Here is an 18,748-nt window from a genome sequence, read left to right as displayed (position 1 = left end):
CCGTTTCAGACCAATGACTCACGACCCTGAGAGGGATTGACGCATAGTGCTCGACGTCAACTTCTTCGACGAGCTCCGGATCGGCCTGGCCACCGCTGACGACATCCGTCAGTGGAGCCACGGCGAGGTCAAGAAGCCCGAGACCATCAACTACCGCACCCTCAAGCCGGAAAAGGACGGACTCTTCTGCGAGAAGATCTTCGGCCCCACCCGGGACTGGGAGTGCTACTGCGGCAAGTACAAGCGCGTCCGCTTCAAGGGCATCATCTGCGAGCGCTGCGGCGTCGAGGTCACCCGCGCCAAGGTGCGCCGTGAGCGGATGGGCCACATCGAGCTGGCCGCCCCCGTCACGCACATCTGGTACTTCAAGGGCGTCCCGAGCCGGCTGGGCTACCTGCTCGACCTGGCTCCCAAGGACCTCGAGAAGGTCATCTACTTCGCGGCGTACATGATCACGTACGTCGACGAGGAGCGCCGCACGCGCGACCTGCCCTCGCTGGAGGCCCACGTCTCCGTCGAGCGCCAGCACATCGAGCAGCGCCGCGACGCCGACCTGGAGGCCCGCGCCAAGAAGCTCGAGACCGACCTGGCCGAGCTGGAGGCCGAGGGCGCCAAGGCCGACGTGCGCCGCAAGGTGCGCGAGGGCGCCGAGCGCGAGATGAAGCAGCTCCGCGACCGCGCGCAGCGCGAGATCGACCGCCTCGACGAGGTGTGGGCCCGCTTCAAGAACCTCAAGGTCCAGGACCTGGAGGGCGACGAGCTGCTCTACCGCGAGCTGCGCGACCGCTTCGGCACGTACTTCGACGGCTCGATGGGCGCCGCGGCGCTGCAGAAGCGCCTGGAGTCCTTCGACCTCGAGGAGGAGGCCGAGCGCCTCCGCGAGATCATCCGCACCGGCAAGGGCCAGAAGAAGACCCGCGCCCTGAAGCGGCTGAAGGTCGTCTCCGCGTTCCTCCAGACGTCCAACAGCCCCAAGGGCATGGTCCTGGACTGCGTCCCGGTCATCCCGCCGGACCTGCGTCCGATGGTGCAGCTCGACGGCGGCCGCTTCGCGACCTCCGACCTGAACGACCTGTACCGCCGCGTCATCAACCGCAACAACCGCCTGAAGCGGCTTCTCGACCTCGGCGCGCCCGAGATCATCGTGAACAACGAGAAGCGCATGCTCCAGGAAGCCGTCGACGCGCTCTTCGACAACGGCCGCCGCGGCCGCCCGGTCACGGGCCCCGGCAACCGTCCGCTGAAGTCGCTGTCCGACATGCTCAAGGGCAAGCAGGGCCGCTTCCGGCAGAACCTGCTCGGCAAGCGAGTCGACTACTCGGCGCGTTCCGTCATCGTCGTCGGCCCGCAGCTCAAGCTGCACCAGTGCGGTCTGCCCAAGGCGATGGCGCTGGAGCTGTTCAAGCCGTTCGTGATGAAGCGCCTGGTCGACCTGAACCACGCGCAGAACATCAAGAGCGCCAAGCGCATGGTCGAGCGCGGCCGCACGGTCGTGTACGACGTGCTGGAAGAGGTCATCGCGGAGCACCCGGTTCTGCTGAACCGCGCGCCCACGCTGCACCGCCTCGGCATCCAGGCCTTCGAGCCGCAGCTCGTCGAGGGCAAGGCCATCCAGATCCACCCGCTCGTCTGCACCGCGTTCAACGCGGACTTCGACGGCGACCAGATGGCCGTGCACCTGCCGCTGTCCGCGGAGGCGCAGGCCGAGGCCCGCATCCTGATGCTGTCCTCGAACAACATCCTGAAGCCCGCCGACGGCCGTCCGGTGACGATGCCGACCCAGGACATGGTCCTCGGTCTGTTCTTCCTCACCACCGACGGCGAGCTGCGGGACACCAAGGGCGAGGGCCGCGCGTTCGGTTCCACGGCCGAGGCGATCATGGCGTTCGACGCGGGCGAGCTGGCGCTCCAGTCGCCGATCGACATCCGCTTCCCGGTGGGCACCATCCCGCCGCGCGGCTGGACCCCGCCGGAGCGCGAGGAGGGCGAGCCCGAGTGGCAGCAGGGGGACTCGTTCCGCCTGCGCACCACGCTGGGCCGCGCGCTCTTCAACGAGCTGCTGCCCGAGGACTACCCGTTCGTCGACTACTCGGTGGGCAAGAAGCAGCTCTCCGAGATCGTCAACGACCTGGCCGAGCGCTACCCCAAGGTCATCGTGGCGGCGACGCTCGACAACCTGAAGGCGGCCGGCTTCTACTGGGCGACCCGTTCCGGCGTCACCGTGGCCATCTCCGACGTCGTCGTCCCCGAGGCGAAGAAGGAGATCGTCAAGGGCTACGAGGCGCAGGACGAGAAGGTCCAGAAGCAGTACGAGCGCGGTCTGATCACCAAGGAAGAGCGCACGCAGGAGCTCATCGCGATCTGGACCAAGGCGACCAACGAGGTCGCCGAGGCGATGAACGAGAACTTCCCCAAGACCAACCCCATCTTCATGATGGTCGACTCGGGCGCCCGAGGAAACATGATGCAGATGCGGCAGATCGCGGGCATGCGCGGTCTGGTGTCGAACGCGAAGAACGAGACCATCCCGCGTCCGATCAAGGCGTCCTTCCGCGAGGGCCTGTCCGTGCTGGAGTACTTCATCTCCACGCACGGCGCCCGTAAGGGTCTGGCGGACACCGCGCTGCGCACCGCCGACTCCGGCTACCTCACCCGTCGTCTGGTCGACGTCTCCCAGGACGTCATCATCCGCGAGGAGGACTGCGGCACCGAGCGCGGCCTCAAGCTCGTCATCGGCGAGCGCGACGCCGCGGGCGTGCTGCAGAAGGCGGAGAACGTCGAGACGTCGGTGTACGCCCGGTGCCTCGCCGAGGACATCGTCGTCGACGGCAAGGTGCTGGCCCCGGCCGGCACCGACCTGGGCGACGTGCTCATCGACGAGCTGATCCTCCAGGGCGTCGGGGAGGTCAAGACCCGCTCGATCCTGACCTGCGAGTCCGCGGTCGGCACCTGCGCCATGTGCTACGGCCGTTCGCTCGCCACCGGCAAGCTGGTCGACATCGGCGAGGCGGTCGGCATCATCGCCGCCCAGTCCATCGGCGAGCCCGGCACCCAGCTCACGATGCGCACCTTCCACACCGGTGGTGTGGCCGGTGACGACATCACCCAGGGTCTGCCGCGTGTCGTCGAGCTGTTCGAGGCCCGTACGCCCAAGGGCGTCGCGCCGATCTCCGAGGCGGCCGGCCGGGTCCGCATCGAGGAGACCGAGAAGACCAAGAAGATCGTCATCACGCCGGACGACGGCAGCGACGAGACGGCCTTCCCGATCTCCAAGCGCGCCCGTCTGCTGGTGGGCGAGGGCGACCACGTCGAGGTGGGCCAGAAGCTCACCGTGGGCGCCACCAACCCGCACGACGTGCTGCGCATCCTGGGTCAGCGCGCCGTCCAGGTCCACCTGGTCGGCGAGGTCCAGAAGGTCTACAACTCGCAGGGCGTGTCGATCCACGACAAGCACATCGAGATCATCATCCGGCAGATGCTCCGCCGCGTGACGATCATCGAGTCCGGCGACGCCGAGCTGCTGCCCGGCGAGCTGGTCGAGCGCACGAAGTTCGAGCACGAGAACCGTCGTGTGGTCCAAGAGGGCGGTCACCCGGCCTCCGGTCGTCCGCAGCTCATGGGCATCACCAAGGCCTCGCTGGCGACCGAGTCCTGGCTGTCGGCGGCGTCCTTCCAGGAGACGACCAGGGTCCTGACGGACGCGGCGATCAACGCCAAGTCCGACTCCCTGATCGGCCTCAAGGAGAACGTCATCATCGGCAAGCTCATCCCGGCCGGCACGGGCCTGTCCCGCTACCGCAACATCCGGGTCGAGCCGACCGAGGAGGCCAAGGCCGCGATGTACTCGGCCGTCGGCTACGACGACATCGACTACTCGCCGTTCGGCACCGGCTCCGGCCAGGCCGTTCCGCTGGAGGACTACGACTACGGTCCGTACAACCAGTAAGCGGGTGCGCGTCTGACGCACTGAAGGGCGGCCGTCCCGTACGGGGTGGCCGCCCTTCGGCGTGTCCCGCCCGGGGCGCCGGCGGGGGAGGTCCGGCGCGGGAGGAAGGGGCGGCGCGGGAGGGAGAGGACGGCCGAGCGGCCCCGGACGCCCGTGGGGCGGCCTGAGCGGCTTCTCAGGCGGCCCGGCGCCTTGGCCGTGCCGCTCGGGCGGCCTCGGGCGGCACAACGGACCTGGCGGGCGCCTCACCGCCCGCACGGCGGGACGCGCAGGCGGCGGCCGCCGCCGCCGCGGGATCGCGGACCGGCGTCCACGGGGGTCGACATCCGTAGCGAAACGTGATCAGGTGGTAAAAAACGTCTGGCGTGTCGGGGTGGACTGCATTTGTTTTGACCGGAGTCCGTGAGGTAGGTACGCTCAGACCTTGTGCCTGGGGTGTGCCCTGGCTCTCGTGCGTGCCTTCAACCGCCTGGGAGCCGTCACCGGCCACCGTGATCCGCGCCTCTTCCTGCCCTGCGGCAGGAGTTCGCGATTCGACACACCCGACCGCGTGGGTCGGAGAAGTTCCAGGTTAGCTGTACCTATCGGCACACAGAAACCGGAGAAGTAGTGCCTACGATCCAGCAGCTGGTCCGCAAGGGCCGGCAGGACAAGGTCGAAAAGAACAAGACGCCGGCACTCGAGGGTTCGCCCCAGCGTCGTGGCGTCTGCACGCGTGTGTTCACGACCACCCCGAAGAAGCCGAACTCGGCCCTGCGTAAGGTCGCGCGTGTGCGTCTGACCAGCGGCATCGAGGTCACCGCTTACATTCCGGGTGAGGGACACAACCTGCAGGAGCACTCCATCGTGCTCGTGCGCGGCGGCCGTGTGAAGGACCTGCCGGGTGTTCGCTACAAGATCATCCGCGGTTCGCTCGACACCCAGGGTGTCAAGAACCGCAAGCAGGCCCGCAGCCGCTACGGCGCCAAGAAGGAGAAGTAAGAATGCCTCGTAAGGGCCCCGCCCCGAAGCGCCCGGTCATCATCGACCCGGTCTACGGTTCTCCTCTGGTGACCTCCCTCATCAACAAGGTGCTGATGAACGGCAAGCGCTCCACCGCCGAGCGCATCGTCTACGGCGCCATGGAGGGTCTGCGCGAGAAGACCAGCAACGACCCGGTCATCACGCTGAAGCGCGCGCTGGAGAACATCAAGCCGACCCTCGAGGTCAAGTCCCGCCGCGTCGGCGGCGCCACGTACCAGGTGCCGATCGAGGTCAAGCCCGGCCGCGCCAACACCCTGGCGCTGCGCTGGCTGGTCGGCTACTCCCGCGCCCGTCGCGAGAAGACGATGACCGAGCGTCTGCTCAACGAGCTTCTCGACGCTTCGAACGGCCTCGGTGCGGCCGTCAAGAAGCGCGAGGACACGCACAAGATGGCCGAGTCCAACAAGGCCTTCGCGCACTACCGCTGGTAGTCGCTACCCACATCGAGACCGAGAGAAGACTGAAGCCTTATGGCTACCACTTCACTTGACCTGGCCAAGGTCCGCAACATCGGGATCATGGCCCACATCGACGCGGGCAAGACGACCACCACCGAGCGGATCCTGTTCTACACCGGCGTGTCGTACAAGATCGGTGAGGTCCACGACGGCGCCGCCACGATGGACTGGATGGAGCAGGAGCAGGAGCGTGGCATCACGATCACGTCTGCTGCGACCACCTGCCACTGGCCGCTCGACGGCAGCGACTACACCATCAACATCATCGACACCCCGGGTCACGTCGACTTCACCGTCGAGGTGGAGCGCTCCCTGCGCGTGCTCGACGGTGCCGTGACGGTGTTCGACGGCGTCGCCGGTGTCGAGCCCCAGTCCGAGACGGTGTGGCGTCAGGCCGACCGCTACGGCGTGCCGCGCATCTGCTTCGTCAACAAGCTGGACCGCACCGGCGCCGAGTTCCACCGCTGCGTGGACATGATCTCGGACCGCCTGGGCGCCCAGCCGCTCGTCATGCAGCTCCCGATCGGCGCCGAGGCCGACTTCAAGGGCGTTGTGGACCTGGTCCGCATGAAGGCGCTCGTGTGGTCCGCCGAGGCCGCCAAGGGCGAGATGTACGACACCGTCGACATCCCGGAGACCCACGTCGAGGCCGCCGAGGAGTGGCGCGGCAAGCTGGTCGAGGCCGTCGCGGAGAACGACGACAAGATCATGGAGATGTTCCTGGAGGGCGAGGAGCCCACCGAGGAGCAGCTCTACGCCGCGATCCGCCGCATCACCATCGCGTCCGGCAAGTCCAGCGACATCACGGTCACCCCGGTGTTCTGCGGTACCGCGTTCAAGAACAAGGGCGTCCAGCCCCTGCTCGACGCGGTCGTGCGCTACCTCCCGACCCCGCTCGACGTCGAGGCCATCGAGGGCCACGACGTCAAGGACCCCGAGGTCGTGGTCCGGCGCAAGCCGTCCGAGACCGAGCCGCTGTCCGCGCTGGCGTTCAAGATCATGAGCGACCCGCACCTCGGCAAGCTCACCTTCGTCCGGGTCTACTCGGGCCGCCTGGAGTCCGGCACCTCGGTGCTGAACTCCGTCAAGGGCAAGAAGGAGCGCATCGGCAAGATCTACCGCATGCACGCCAACAAGCGTGAGGAGATCGAGTCGGTGGGCGCCGGCGACATCGTCGCCGTCATGGGCCTGAAGCAGACCACCACCGGTGAGACGCTGTCCGACGACAAGAACCCGGTGATCCTGGAGTCCATGGACTTCCCGGCGCCGGTGATCCAGGTCGCCATCGAGCCCAAGTCCAAGGGCGACCAGGAGAAGCTGGGCGTCGCCATCCAGCGTCTCGCGGAGGAGGACCCCTCCTTCCAGGTCCACTCGGACGAGGAGACCGGCCAGACCATCATCGGCGGCATGGGCGAACTGCACCTCGAGGTGCTGGTCGACCGCATGCGCCGTGAGTTCAAGGTCGAGGCCAACGTCGGCAAGCCGCAGGTCGCTTACCGCGAGACGATCCGCAAGGCCGTCGAGCGCGTGGACTACACCCACAAGAAGCAGACCGGCGGCACCGGCCAGTTCGCCAAGGTGCAGATCGCGATCGAGCCCATCGAGGGCGGCGACGCGTCGTATGAGTTCGTGAACAAGGTCACCGGCGGTCGCATCCCGAAGGAGTACATCCCTTCGGTCGACGCCGGTGCGCAGGAGGCCATGCAGTTCGGCATCCTCGCGGGCTACGAGATGACGGGCGTCCGCGTCACGCTTCTCGACGGCGGCTACCACGAGGTCGACTCCTCCGAGCTGGCCTTCAAGATCGCCGGTTCGCAGGCCTTCAAGGAGGCCGCGCGCAAGGCCAGCCCCGTGCTGCTCGAGCCGATGATGGCCGTCGAGGTCACCACGCCCGAGGACTACATGGGCGAGGTCATCGGCGACATCAACTCCCGCCGTGGCCAGATCCAGGCCATGGAGGAGCGGGCGGGCGCCCGCGTCGTGAAGGGCCTCGTGCCCCTCTCGGAGATGTTCGGCTACGTCGGAGACCTCCGCAGCAAGACATCGGGTCGCGCGAGCTACTCGATGCAGTTCGACTCCTACGCCGAGGTTCCGCGGAACGTCGCCGAGGAGATCATCGCGAAGGCCAAGGGCGAGTAACTCACCCGAGTTCCAGCCTTTAGGCTTGACTCCGGAGCCTCGTGGGGCACTCCCCCCGCTTCCGTCGCCACCATGACGGAGCGGGGGGAGCGCCCCGGGGATCCGGGCCATCCAGCAAAGATCACCTGGCGCCGATGAAGTAAGGCGTACAGAACCACTCCACAGGAGGACCCCAGTGGCGAAGGCGAAGTTCGAGCGGACTAAGCCGCACGTCAACATCGGCACCATCGGTCACATCGACCACGGTAAGACGACCCTCACGGCCGCCATTACCAAGGTGCTGCACGACGCGTACCCGGACCTGAACGAGGCCACCCCGTTCGACAACATCGACAAGGCCCCCGAGGAGCGCCAGCGCGGTATCACCATCTCCATCGCGCACGTCGAGTACCAGACCGAGGCGCGTCACTACGCCCACGTCGACTGCCCGGGTCACGCGGACTACATCAAGAACATGATCACCGGTGCCGCGCAGATGGACGGCGCGATCCTGGTGGTCGCCGCCACCGACGGCCCGATGCCGCAGACCAAGGAGCACGTGCTCCTGGCCCGCCAGGTCGGCGTTCCGTACATCGTCGTCGCCCTGAACAAGGCCGACATGGTGGACGACGAGGAGATCATGGAGCTCGTCGAGCTCGAGGTCCGTGAGCTTCTCTCCGAGTACGAGTTCCCGGGCGACGACCTGCCGGTCGTCCGCGTCTCCGCGCTCAAGGCCCTCGAGGGCGACGCGCAGTGGACCCAGTCCGTCCTGGACCTCATGAACGCCGTCGACACCGCGATCCCGGAGCCCGAGCGCGACGTCGACAAGCCGTTCCTGATGCCGATCGAGGACGTCTTCACGATCACCGGTCGCGGCACGGTCGTCACCGGCCGTATCGAGCGCGGTGTCCTCAAGGTCAACGAGACCGTCGACATCATCGGCATCAAGACCGAGAAGACCACCACCACGGTCACCGGCATCGAGATGTTCCGCAAGCTGCTCGACGAGGGCCAGGCCGGTGAGAACGTCGGTCTGCTGCTTCGCGGCATCAAGCGCGAGGACGTCGAGCGCGGCCAGGTCATCATCAAGCCGGGCTCGGTCACCCCGCACACCGAGTTCGAGGCGCAGGCGTACATCCTGTCCAAGGACGAGGGCGGCCGCCACACGCCGTTCTTCAACAACTACCGCCCGCAGTTCTACTTCCGCACGACGGACGTGACCGGCGTGGTGACCCTCCCCGAGGGCACCGAGATGGTCATGCCGGGTGACAACACCGAGATGAAGGTGGACCTCATCCAGCCCATCGCCATGGAGGAGGGCCTCAAGTTCGCCATCCGTGAGGGTGGCCGGACCGTCGGCGCCGGCCAGGTCACCAAGATCGTCAAGTAACCCTTGACGATCTGACCTGGCAGCTCCGCTGCGAGCACCCGGGAGGGCCCGTACGACTTCGGTCGTACGGGCCCTCTTCGCATGTCCGGACGGCGTCGGCATGTCCGGGCGGCGTCGACTCCGGGCCGCGAAAGGCGCCGTGACACCGTGACGCGGCCCGGCGTCCGCCGGTTGAAGTGCACGAGAGTGTCGCCGATCGGTGCGGTGAGGGACGGTGGAGTGCGCGATGGTGAACGGCCCCGGACCCGAGGACCTGGTCTCCTCGCCCGCCGAGAAGCAGGCCGCGGCGACCGCCGTGGAGACGCGCGTCGAGCCCGGCACGCGGGCCGCCGGCGACTGGGCGGACGAGGAGACCGGCGCGGCGGTCCGGGCCCTCGGCGCGGAGGACGGCGAAGGCTGGCTGACGGCCGCCGCTCTGCACCAGGCCCACCGCGCCTGGGGCGACCAGGTCAGGAACCTGATGAACCGCCTCGGCGCGGAGAAGGACGCGCTGCGCGCCGGCGACCGCGTGCTGACCGGCACGGACCTGGCGGTCGGCTCGGCGCTGCGGGAGCGGTCGGCGCTCGACCGCTACTGAGGACGCACGGGCGGACGCCGGCCGAGCGGCGCGCGCGGCCGGAGTCCGCCGAGGACCGAGCCCGGGGACGGAACCTGGATGCCGACGTACCACGAGATCATGACCGCCGACCTCTCCGCGCTCACCACGGCGGCCGACCGCTGGGAGGGCATGGCGGGGGAGTTCGCCAAGCAGGAGACGGCGTACCGGCGCGACGTCCACGGCATCGCGATGGGCCGCACCTGGACGGGGCTGAGCGCGCAGGCGGCGAGCGCCCGCTTCGACGTCACGCTCGGGGAGTTCCAGCACGCGCAGACGGAGGCCAAGGCGGTCGCGTCCCTGCTCCGGGACGCGCACACGCAGTTCGTCGACCTGCGCGGCAAGCTGCGGACCGTGCACCAGGAGGCGCTGGCGGCGGGCATGGCGGTGTCGCCGCGCGGCCGGGTCGCCCCGGACCCGGACGCTCCCCGGTCCTCCTCCGCGCGGCCCGGTGCGCCGGGCCCTGCCGCTGCCGCCGCCGCTGCCGCCGTCCAGACCTTCCAGGACCGCATCGACAAGGCGGTCCGGGACGTCACGGACGCGGACACCGGTGTGCGGATCGCGCTGGCCGCGGTGACCGTCGACGCGGACGGGGCGATGGGCGGCCGCGGCTTCAACGGCCGGGCCCTGGGCGACGTCGAGACGTACGAGGCGCGGACGGCCGACCGCGTCCTGGAGCGGCTGAGCCGGGGCGGCCGCCTCTCCCCGGCGGAACGGGCCGAACTCGCCCGCGCCTTCCGCGACAACGCCGCCGACCCGGCCTTCTCCCGCACCCTCCTGGACGACCTGGGCGCCGCGGGCACGATCCGGCTGACCGACGAGCTGAACGACCTGATCCACGTGCGGGGCGGCCCGGCCGCGCGCGGCTGTGCGGAGATCGAGACCGGCCTGGCCGACTCGCTCGCCTCGGCGACGAAGGACACCGGGTCCGCCTGGTACCGCCGCTGGCGCACCGCGATGCGGCACGCGGGCGCGGACAGGCGCGCGACGGACGTCCAGGGCGCCCGCCTGGACAAGGCGGTGGGCTACCAGTCCCTGGCCACCCTCCTCCAGAACGGCCACGGCTACAGCCGCGGCATGCTGGAGGACCTCGCCGACGACATGATCGCGGCGGAGCGGCGCACCCCGGACGTCTGGCGCCTCAAGGGCGCGTACGCGGGCCGCCGCGACGGCTGGTTCGCGAACGACCCGGTGGACGCCGTCCTCGGCGTCATGAGCCGCGACCCGGCCACCGCGGCGCACTACCTGGACTCCGGCGACCACCTGACGTACCTGATGAAGGACCGCGACTGGAACGTCACGCTGCACGAGCGCGGCGACTGGAAGTCGGGCGGCTACACGGCCGGCCTGGACGACGACGACCGCGCGGGCCTCGGCGCGGCCCTGCGCGCGGCGGCGACGGGCATCGACCCCTCCAGCCCCCACCCGCACTACGCGGCCCACACGGCGAGCAACCAGGCGGTGCTGAGAGCGGCCCTGGCCCATCTGGCCGACCAAGGCGACGACTTCCCGGCCTCGCTGCGCCGCCCGATGGCCGACATCCTGGTCAACCACGGCGCGACGGTCCACGCCGCGATGAGCGAGGTCGACATCTCCAGGTCCCCCCTGAGACAGGACCAGCTCTTCGAGGCGGCCAAGCAGATCTCCAAGGACGAGGACGCCTACAACACCCTGAACGGCGGCCTGAACCAGGCGATGGTGACCGCCCTCCACGGCGACCGCTCCCACCCGACAGAACCCCTCCTCCGCGCCGGCCGCACGGTCGGCTTCCTGGAGGAGGCCCGCGTCCAGGCCCAGGGCGACCCCGCCACAGCCGCATTCGCCACCAAGCCGCTGTTCGACCGGGCTATTGGCTACATTCCGGTGGTGAGCGGGGATGTGCAGCAGGGATTTGACTACGTCACGGGGAAGTGGTTGGAGGATGAGCAGGAGCGGTTGGATAAAAAGCAGGCAGACGACAATTATGCGGCGTACGACACGAGAAATGGCCAGCTCATGGGGCTCGCGAACGAATGGAGGAAAGCGCATCCGGGCAGCGGAGAGTCAGCTTTTGACGCAAAGACCGAGATCGGCAGGTCGGCCCAAGACGGGGCCGTGCACGCTAGGGGAGTGTCTGGGGAGCCACAGAAATGAGGGGCTGTCAGGGCCCTCGTTGGGTGAGTGTGCTCGCTGTGCCGCCTCTGCTCCTCAGCGCTTCTTGCGGCATGCCCTCCATGCAGCGGATCCCCAAAGTGGTCTGCGGCGCCCCCATCGACCCCGCCCTGACGGCGAAACTCGTAGCGACCGTCGAGAACTGGGACGAAGACGATCGCGTCGACCGAGCGGGAGCCGGCACAGCGCCTTGTCTCGTGCTGTCGGAGCACCATGTGGTGATGCGTTTCCGCTTTTCTTGGGACGAGGAAGCGAGCGATCTCACGTATCTCGCTACGGGAACTGGATCTGTCTCTGGTGTCACCGACCCTAGAAGTGTCACCTCCCCTTACAAGACACTCATCGGAACCGACGGAGCAATTGCCACCACGCCCTGCAAGACCAAAGGCGGCAACTACTTCACTCTCACGCTGCAACTCCCGCAGGTGAGGATCACGGACCGGAGTCACCGCAAGGACATCGAGAAGTTCATGCGGTCCTACTTCCCCGCCACCGTCAGGACCCTGGGCTGCGCAGGGTCCGCAGCGCGCTGAGCCGTCAACCGATGCCAGCCGCTGGACATCGCCCCGACCGGGGGTTGTCACTGGGTGTAGCTAGAGTCTTACCGAACCGACTGCTTCACGAGCGCACAGGGAGGACATGGTGTCGAGCGAGGGCGGACCGGTGGCGACGGGCGCTGGCGCCCTGGCCGCGATGGCCGCGGAGTACGCGTCGTTCACCGGCTTCAAGAAGCGGGTGGACGACCTGATCCGCGATCTGAAGGGCTCGGAGGCCGGGCCGGGCGAGATCGGCCGGGCACCGCTCGTGCGGGGCCAGTTCGGCGGCGGAGGCGGCGCCTGGGCGGAGGCGTCCGGACTCTTCACCGCGTACGCGTCGGTGATCAGCGAGTTGAAGACGCTGTCGAAGCTGCTGTCCGACTCCATGGAGGGCATGGGCATCGCGGTCGTGGCCTCGCACAAGGGCTACCAGAACGTCGACCGTGACGTCCGGCGCCGGATGGCGGCGATCAGCGCCGAGACGACCAAGCACTACGGCGAGAGCTACGACCCGTCCCGGCCCCGGTGGGGCCCCGGCGGCGACTCGGGCGGCACGATCTGATGGCGGGCGAGGAAAGCGGCGGCGCCACGTCCTTCGAGAGCATGAGCCATGAGCAGATGCTGGCGTGGCTGGACCAGGCGAACGCCGGGGAGGTGCAGGCGGCCGCCGACCGCCTGACCGCGGCCGCCACGGAGATCCGCTCGATCGCGGAGGAGCTGAAGGTCCGCCCGCAGTGGGTGGAGTGGAGGGGCGACGGCGCGGAGGCGTTCCGGACGTGGGCGAACGACCTCGCCAACTCCACGCACCGGCTGGGCGACTTCAGCGACGGCGCGGGAAAGTGGCTGGGCCGGGCGTCGGGCGCGATCGCCATGGCCCAGACGTCGATCCCACGGGACGCCGAGGGCAGCCGGGCGAACCTGGACGCGGCGGCGAGGGCGCACAACGATCCGGACGCGGCGCCGATCCGCGCCAGATCGGCGAGCGACCTGGCCGCCTTGAAGACCGACCGCGAGAAGGTCCGCCAGGAGGCAGCGGCCCAAATGCGCAAGCTGGGCCAGTCATACGAACTGTCCGCAACCCAGATGAACACCCTGCAACGCCCCACATTCCCACCGCTGCCGACCTCGCTCATCCCCGCGAAGCCCTACGGTTCACATGAGGAGGTGGCGTTCCCAGGGGAGGGAGGCGGCATTACACAGGGTCCGGCATGCGGAGGTTTCAGACCTGACGCCCGCGTCGTGGGCACCGGGAGTTCTGATGGTGGGCACCAGAGCCACGTGCCCTCTGAAGGCCGGCGGAGCTCAGTGACCTTGGAGGGCCAACGGAACGCCCCCACAACCGGGTCTCCGAGCCCGCCCGTACGTCAGCCGGTGATCGAGCCCGCAACGCATGTGGGGATTGACTCCGTGTCCGCACCACTGGAAGGTCATTTGCCGTCCGAGAGCTTCACGAGACCGATTTCCGCGAGAGTGCCCGCGGATCCGTACACTCGGCCGCCGGTCGGTTCTCCACCGTCCGTCGCCCCACGCGGCCCTGTGCGCAGTCCTTCGACCCCACAGGGAATCGGCCGGGCCGTCACGAGTCCGAGCCCGGTGCCTGGACGTGCCGGGTCGTCTCGTTCATCCAGCCCCTCCGATTCATCGGGCGGCTCGGGCATCACCGGCGGACGTCCTGCTGCACCTTCCGGTCGGACGGCATTTCGCGCGCCCGGGACGGTGTTCGGTGAAGAGCAGACGCCCAGGCGTGGAGCGGGCGGCCGGGCCCCGAGCCCTGGGGCAGCGGGACAGCCGGTCACTCCCGCGCCTGGTTCTGCTGCGGCACGTGCCGGGGTTGTACCGCGCGACGGCATCACCGGCGGCACTCCACAGCGGATGGGGAGGTCGTCGGCACGTCCTGGGGCATCGCTGCCTTCCGCACCCACGCGGGGCGGCATCTCCGGCGGTCTGCCCAGCGAGCCAGGCGGGCGGCGGGATGACCGGAAGGCTCCGAACGGCTCGGCCGGCCTGACGCAGCGGCGAAACGAGCGACAGAAGAACAAGCACCGCACCGACCCGCCGGCCAACGACTGAGCATCAGGAGGCCTGAGAACGCCTATGCCCATCAACGAGCGGCTGCGCAGTGCGGCGCGCATCATGGCCTCGGCGGTCGTCGGCCTGCTGATGGCGGTCGGTACGGCTACGCAGGCTCACGCCGACTCTGTTCGATCCACGCAGTGGCACCTGGACGCCATGCATGCCGAAGAAATGTGGCGGACGAGTACAGGCAAGGGCATCACCGTCGCTGTGATCGATACCGGGGTCACCTTGAGCAACGCTGACTTGCAGGGGCGAGTACTTCCGGGGAAGGACCTCGCCCCAACGAAGCGCGAGGGTGACGAACACACCGATTACGACGGCCACGGCACGGAAATGGCCGGGCTCATCGCGGGTACCGGCGCGTCCCACGGAGGGCGGGGAGCGTTCGGCCTCGCACCGGGCGTCAAGATCCTGCCCGTCCGCATGCCCGCCCAAGGTGACGTCAACAACTTCGCGGGGCCTACCTACTTCAGCAAGGCGATCCGGTACGCGACGGACTCCGGCGCTCAGGTCATCAACATCTCCATGGGCGGGCTCGTCCACTCACTGGAGCTGGACGCCGCGGTGAAGTACGCGCTGTCGCGCGACTCGCTGATCTTCGCTGCCGTAGGAAACGACGGTGAGAAGGGCAGTCCACTCGTGTATCCCGCGACGACGCCCGGAGTGGTCGGCGTGGCGGCGGTCGGCAAGAACCTTCGCAGGACCGGCGAATCCGCTTTCGGCCCGCAGGTCGACATGGCGGCTCCGGGGGAGGACTTGATCGCCGCTTGTGCCAGCTCCACGGGCTTGTGCAGAGGCCACGGCACCAGCGACGCCACCGCCCTTGCCTCCGCCAGTGCCGCTCTCATCTGGTCCAAGCACCCCGGCTGGACCAACAACCAGGTGCTGCGCGTCATGTTGAACACCATCGGCGGCCCCACGGACGGCGCCAAGCGCAACGACTCCATCGGGTACGGGATCGTCCGGCCGCGCATCGCCTTGCAGCACCCGGGCGATCCGGGGCCGGCCGACGTCTACCCGCTCCCCGATCTCGCGGCCGCCGCCCCGGCCTCCCCGTCCCCGTCCCCATCGCCCTCGGCGAAGGCGGACCGCGCCGCCGTGGCCTCCTCCGGGAGCGGCGGCGGCCCGCTCTGGGGCGGGCTGGGGGCCGCCGCCGTCGTTCTCCTCGGCGCCGCGGCCGCGCTCGGCGTCGCCAGGAGGCGGCGCCCCGCCAAGAGGTGACCCGGCACCTCGCGCACGCACGCCCGCGCAGGGCAGCCGCGCCGCACGCGGCGGGAGTTGAGTACACGTACTCATGTGCGGCCAGCGCGATCCGCCTAGACTCCCGTACCGCGGTGAGAGTTCGGCGCGGCATGTCCGTACTGCCGTCAGGACGGGGGGAGAGGGCGCTGATGGCGTGGGACGAGTGGGAGCAGCTCAAGGCCGGGGCGGCTCAGCGGATGCGGATCGACCATCTGGCCGAACCCGGAGGCGGGGGAGCGGGCGGCGGGTCAGGTCCCGACCTGAAGGCGTCACAGGGGCCGTGGACCAAGGCCGCCGGTGTCGCCCAGGATCTGCGGACCGCCACGGACGCGGGGCTGACGGAGCTGAGGACGGCTCACGAGGGTGTCAAGAGCGGCGCCGCCGGATTCACCAGCACCGCCGCGCTGGACGAGATCCTGGGGACCTGGGAGAAGCGGCTCACCTCCGTGCGCGACGAGTGCGAGCGGCTGCACGGCGCGCTCGCCAAGGCGGGGCGTGACTTCGGAGAGGTCGATCCCGCGGTCGCCGGCAAGGTCCACGGCGTGCGCGCGGGCGACGGCAAGCCCGGCTGGGCGCGGTGAGGCGGCCGTGCCCACCTGGCAGCAACTGCGCGACGCGAAGTTCACGGAGTACGAGGACGCGGCGGACGGCTGGAGCAAGGTCAGCAACCGCGCCGATGCCGCGCGCATCCGGGTCGACCACGAGATGGCCGCCCCCGTCCACATCACCCAGAAGGGCGAGGCGCAGACCGCGGCGGAGCGGGACCTGACCCAGTTGGGCCGGAACTACCAGTACCTCCACAGCGAGTGCGGTCTCGTCCGCACGGCGCTCAGCGGCCTCGCCTCGGAGCTGTCCGGCGCCCGCAAGAAGCTGATGGGGGCCCTGGAGGACGCGGCTGAACTGAAGTTCACGGTCAACGAGGACGGCTCGGTCGCGTATCCGAGAAGCGTCAGGCCGCCCCTGTCGCCGGCCCCGGCCTCCGGCACCGCCCGCCCGGGTGCTCCGGTCCCCTTCCTGCCCGGCGCGGGCGAGGCGAACGGCGATCCGAACAGGGGCAAGGCGGAGGAGATCGCCGAGCGCATCGCGCAGGCGGTGAGCAGCGCGACCGAGATCGACGGCCGCTACGCCCAGCTCCTGCGCGAGCTGAAGGCGCCGGACGGCCTTGCCGTGACCGACGACATGCTCCTGGACGAGGCCCACGACCGGGGGGACGCCCGGAAGGCGGTCGGGGCCTACCTCGGCGAGGACGGCATCCCGCACGGCGGGTCCCCGGCCGGCAACCGGAAATGGTGGGACGGCCTCACGCCGGAGCAGCGCGAGGAGTACCAGGCGCTGTATCCCGCCGAGATCGGAGCGCTGGACGGACTGCCGAGCGTGATCCGCGACTCGGCCAACCGGACCGTGCTGGACGTGTCGCACGCCCAGGTCCAGCACGACCTGGACGCGCTGGGCCCGGCGCCGGCCAAGACGGTCGTCACCGCGGGCGGCGTGATCCGCAATCCGGAGTGGACCGTGTGGAACGCCCTGGCCGACAGGTACAAGGACCAGCTCAAGGGCATGGACGCCGTCCGGTCCCGGTTCGACCAGACCGGCGTCGACGGCCTCCCCCCGGCCTACCTGCTCGGGTTCGACCTCCAGGGCAACGGACACGTCATCCTGGCCAACGGCGACCCCGACACGGCCGACAACACGGCGGTGTACGTGCCGGGGACGACGTCGAGGCTGGCGGGGGCGCACGGCGACATCCAGCGTATGACGCGCCTGTGGAGCGACGCCGCGAGCCTGTCCCCGGGCAGGACGACCTCGACCATCACGTGGATCGGGTACGACGCTCCGCAGAGCATCGTGCCCGAGGCCATGGAGCAGCACTGGGCCTACGACGGCGCGCCGAGGCTCAATGCCTTCATGGACGGTCTGCAGACGGCGCAGGGCGGTCCCGAGGCCAGCCACACCACCCTCGTCGGCCACAGCTACGGCTCCACCGTCATCGGCGCCGCGTCCAAGGCGCCGGGGCAGTTGGCCGCGGACGACATCGTCGTGGCCGGAAGCCCCGGCATGCTGGTCGGCGATGCGAGCGACCTCGACGTCGGCAAGAAGCACGTCTGGGCGGAAGCCGCGGGCAACGACCTGGTCCCGGTGGGCGGCAAGGTCGCCCACCTCGGCGGGGACAAGTGGGGCGTCCAGACCTGGCACGGGCTGCCCTACGAGGCCGGCTACATCCAGACCGTCCCGTCCGACGAGGCGTTCGGCGCGCACCGCATGGCCGTCGACACCAGCGGACACAGCGGCTACTGGGACGAGCGGTCGTTCAGTCTCCAGAACCAGGCGGCCGTGGTCACCGGACGGTACAACCAAGTAGTGGACCCTTAAGGCGATGTCGATGCGCAGCCCTGCAAAGAAGCGGTGCCGGAGGCCCTCCTGGGGCCTCGCCGCCGCAGTCGTAGCGTCCCTTCTCACGGCAGGATGTTCCGCAACCGTGGACCACAACGGAAACCCTCCCTCGGCGCCCCGGTCCTCCGGCTCTCCGGCGGCCTCCGAGCACCCCGTGCTGGGCGTCGACGAGGCCCGTGCCAAGGCGAAGGGCGTGTCCAGCTCGCTCTACGAGATGCTCGGCATGCCGGCGGCCAAGGTCACCCAGCCCGGACCCGGCGTCACGAGCTGCGACGAGGACCCCGGCCACCTCTACAAGACGGCGCATCCCTGGTCGGTCTACGGCGTCTCCGAGGACGCGCTGAAGGCCGGGTTCGAGCGGCTGCGCGAGGAACTGCCCAAGAAGGGCTGGAGAATCGTCGACTACGGCCACGAGAAGAGCGAGGCCAAGTCGCTGTTCCTGACGGCGGACTCGGAGCGGGACCGGTTCTCGGTGAACGCCGTGCTGATGGTGTCCACCCCCACCAACCCGCATGAGAAGGATCCGCTGCTCATGCTGAACGTCGTCTCCGGCTGCTGGCGCGCCCCCGCGGGCACGGACCTCAACTCCCAGTACTGAGCGGACCTCCGCGCCGGCGCCGAGCGGACGACGGCACCCGGTTCCCGCGTCGTCGGTTTGACCTGCGTCACCCTGGGGGTAATCTCTTCGGCCCGATTGGCCAGCCCGCTGTCGGGTATGGCAGACTGTCCGAGTTGCTCGGCCGAGTGTTGATGCTGCGCGCCTCCCGCCGGGAGGACCGGAAGCGAGTCCCACAGTACTCGTCGCCCTAACTGCCTCACGGC

At 69.3% G+C, this 18,748-nt stretch carries 13 protein-coding genes; all 13 read left to right on the top strand.

The window, feature by feature from the left end; translation table 11 throughout:
• Window positions 1-46: 46 nt before the first annotated feature.
• The 13 genes from ABZ861_RS12815 (at window position 47) to ABZ861_RS12755 (ending at window position 18,524) form a co-directional block, all read left to right on the top strand.
• Window positions 47-3,946 (top strand): DNA-directed RNA polymerase subunit beta', encoded by a 3,900-nt coding sequence (locus ABZ861_RS12815; protein WP_361628202.1) that lies wholly within the window; start codon window positions 47-49, stop codon window positions 3,944-3,946.
• 609 nt (window positions 3,947-4,555) lie between these two features.
• Window positions 4,556-4,927, top strand: a complete 372-nt coding sequence (gene rpsL / locus ABZ861_RS12810) for a 30S ribosomal protein S12 (RefSeq protein WP_003948652.1) — start codon at window positions 4,556-4,558, stop codon at window positions 4,925-4,927.
• Between the two features lie 2 nt (window positions 4,928-4,929).
• A complete protein-coding gene (rpsG, locus tag ABZ861_RS12805; RefSeq protein ID WP_031045724.1) occupies window positions 4,930-5,400 on the top strand; it encodes a 30S ribosomal protein S7 in 471 nt (156 codons plus the stop codon).
• Between the two features lie 39 nt (window positions 5,401-5,439).
• Window positions 5,440-7,566 (top strand): elongation factor G, encoded by a 2,127-nt coding sequence (fusA, locus tag ABZ861_RS12800; protein ID WP_361628199.1) that lies wholly within the window; start codon window positions 5,440-5,442, stop codon window positions 7,564-7,566.
• A gap of 175 nt (window positions 7,567-7,741) precedes the next feature.
• On the top strand, window positions 7,742-8,935 hold the full coding sequence (gene tuf, locus ABZ861_RS12795; protein WP_361628196.1) for an elongation factor Tu: 1,194 nt from the start codon (window positions 7,742-7,744) through the stop codon (window positions 8,933-8,935).
• Between the two features lie 226 nt (window positions 8,936-9,161).
• On the top strand, window positions 9,162-9,512 hold the full coding sequence (locus ABZ861_RS12790) for a hypothetical protein (RefSeq protein WP_361628193.1): 351 nt from the start codon (window positions 9,162-9,164) through the stop codon (window positions 9,510-9,512).
• Between the two features lie 78 nt (window positions 9,513-9,590).
• Entirely contained in the window at window positions 9,591-11,663 is a 2,073-nt protein-coding gene (locus ABZ861_RS12785) for a hypothetical protein (protein ID WP_361628190.1), read from the top strand.
• Between the two features lie 71 nt (window positions 11,664-11,734).
• Window positions 11,735-12,214: a hypothetical protein gene (locus tag ABZ861_RS12780; RefSeq protein ID WP_361628187.1), complete on the top strand. Its 480-nt coding sequence runs from the start codon at window positions 11,735-11,737 to the stop codon at window positions 12,212-12,214.
• A 106-nt stretch (window positions 12,215-12,320) separates the two neighbouring features.
• Window positions 12,321-12,779 carry a hypothetical protein gene (locus ABZ861_RS12775; RefSeq protein WP_361628184.1) on the top strand — a complete coding sequence of 153 codons (459 nt, stop codon included), beginning with the start codon at window positions 12,321-12,323 and terminating at the stop codon, window positions 12,777-12,779.
• A 1,532-nt stretch (window positions 12,780-14,311) separates the two neighbouring features.
• The gene (mycP, locus tag ABZ861_RS12770) at window positions 14,312-15,514 is read left to right on the top strand and encodes a type VII secretion-associated serine protease mycosin (protein WP_361628181.1); all 1,203 of its coding nucleotides are present in this window, start codon (window positions 14,312-14,314) and stop codon (window positions 15,512-15,514) included.
• 170 nt (window positions 15,515-15,684) lie between these two features.
• Window positions 15,685-16,116 (top strand): hypothetical protein, encoded by a 432-nt coding sequence (locus ABZ861_RS12765; RefSeq protein ID WP_361628178.1) that lies wholly within the window; start codon window positions 15,685-15,687, stop codon window positions 16,114-16,116.
• A 7-nt stretch (window positions 16,117-16,123) separates the two neighbouring features.
• The gene (locus ABZ861_RS12760; RefSeq protein ID WP_361628175.1) at window positions 16,124-17,905 is read left to right on the top strand and encodes an alpha/beta hydrolase; all 1,782 of its coding nucleotides are present in this window, start codon (window positions 16,124-16,126) and stop codon (window positions 17,903-17,905) included.
• Window positions 17,906-18,011: 106 nt separating this feature from the next.
• A complete protein-coding gene (locus ABZ861_RS12755; RefSeq protein WP_361628172.1) occupies window positions 18,012-18,524 on the top strand; it encodes a hypothetical protein in 513 nt (170 codons plus the stop codon).
• Window positions 18,525-18,748 lie beyond the last annotated feature (224 nt).

The sequence above is a fragment of the Streptomyces sp. NPDC046985 genome, from assembly GCF_040644415.1.
Classification (GTDB): Bacteria; Actinomycetota; Actinomycetes; order Streptomycetales; family Streptomycetaceae; genus Streptomyces.
This window is presented reverse-complemented; position numbering and strand designations above follow the sequence as displayed.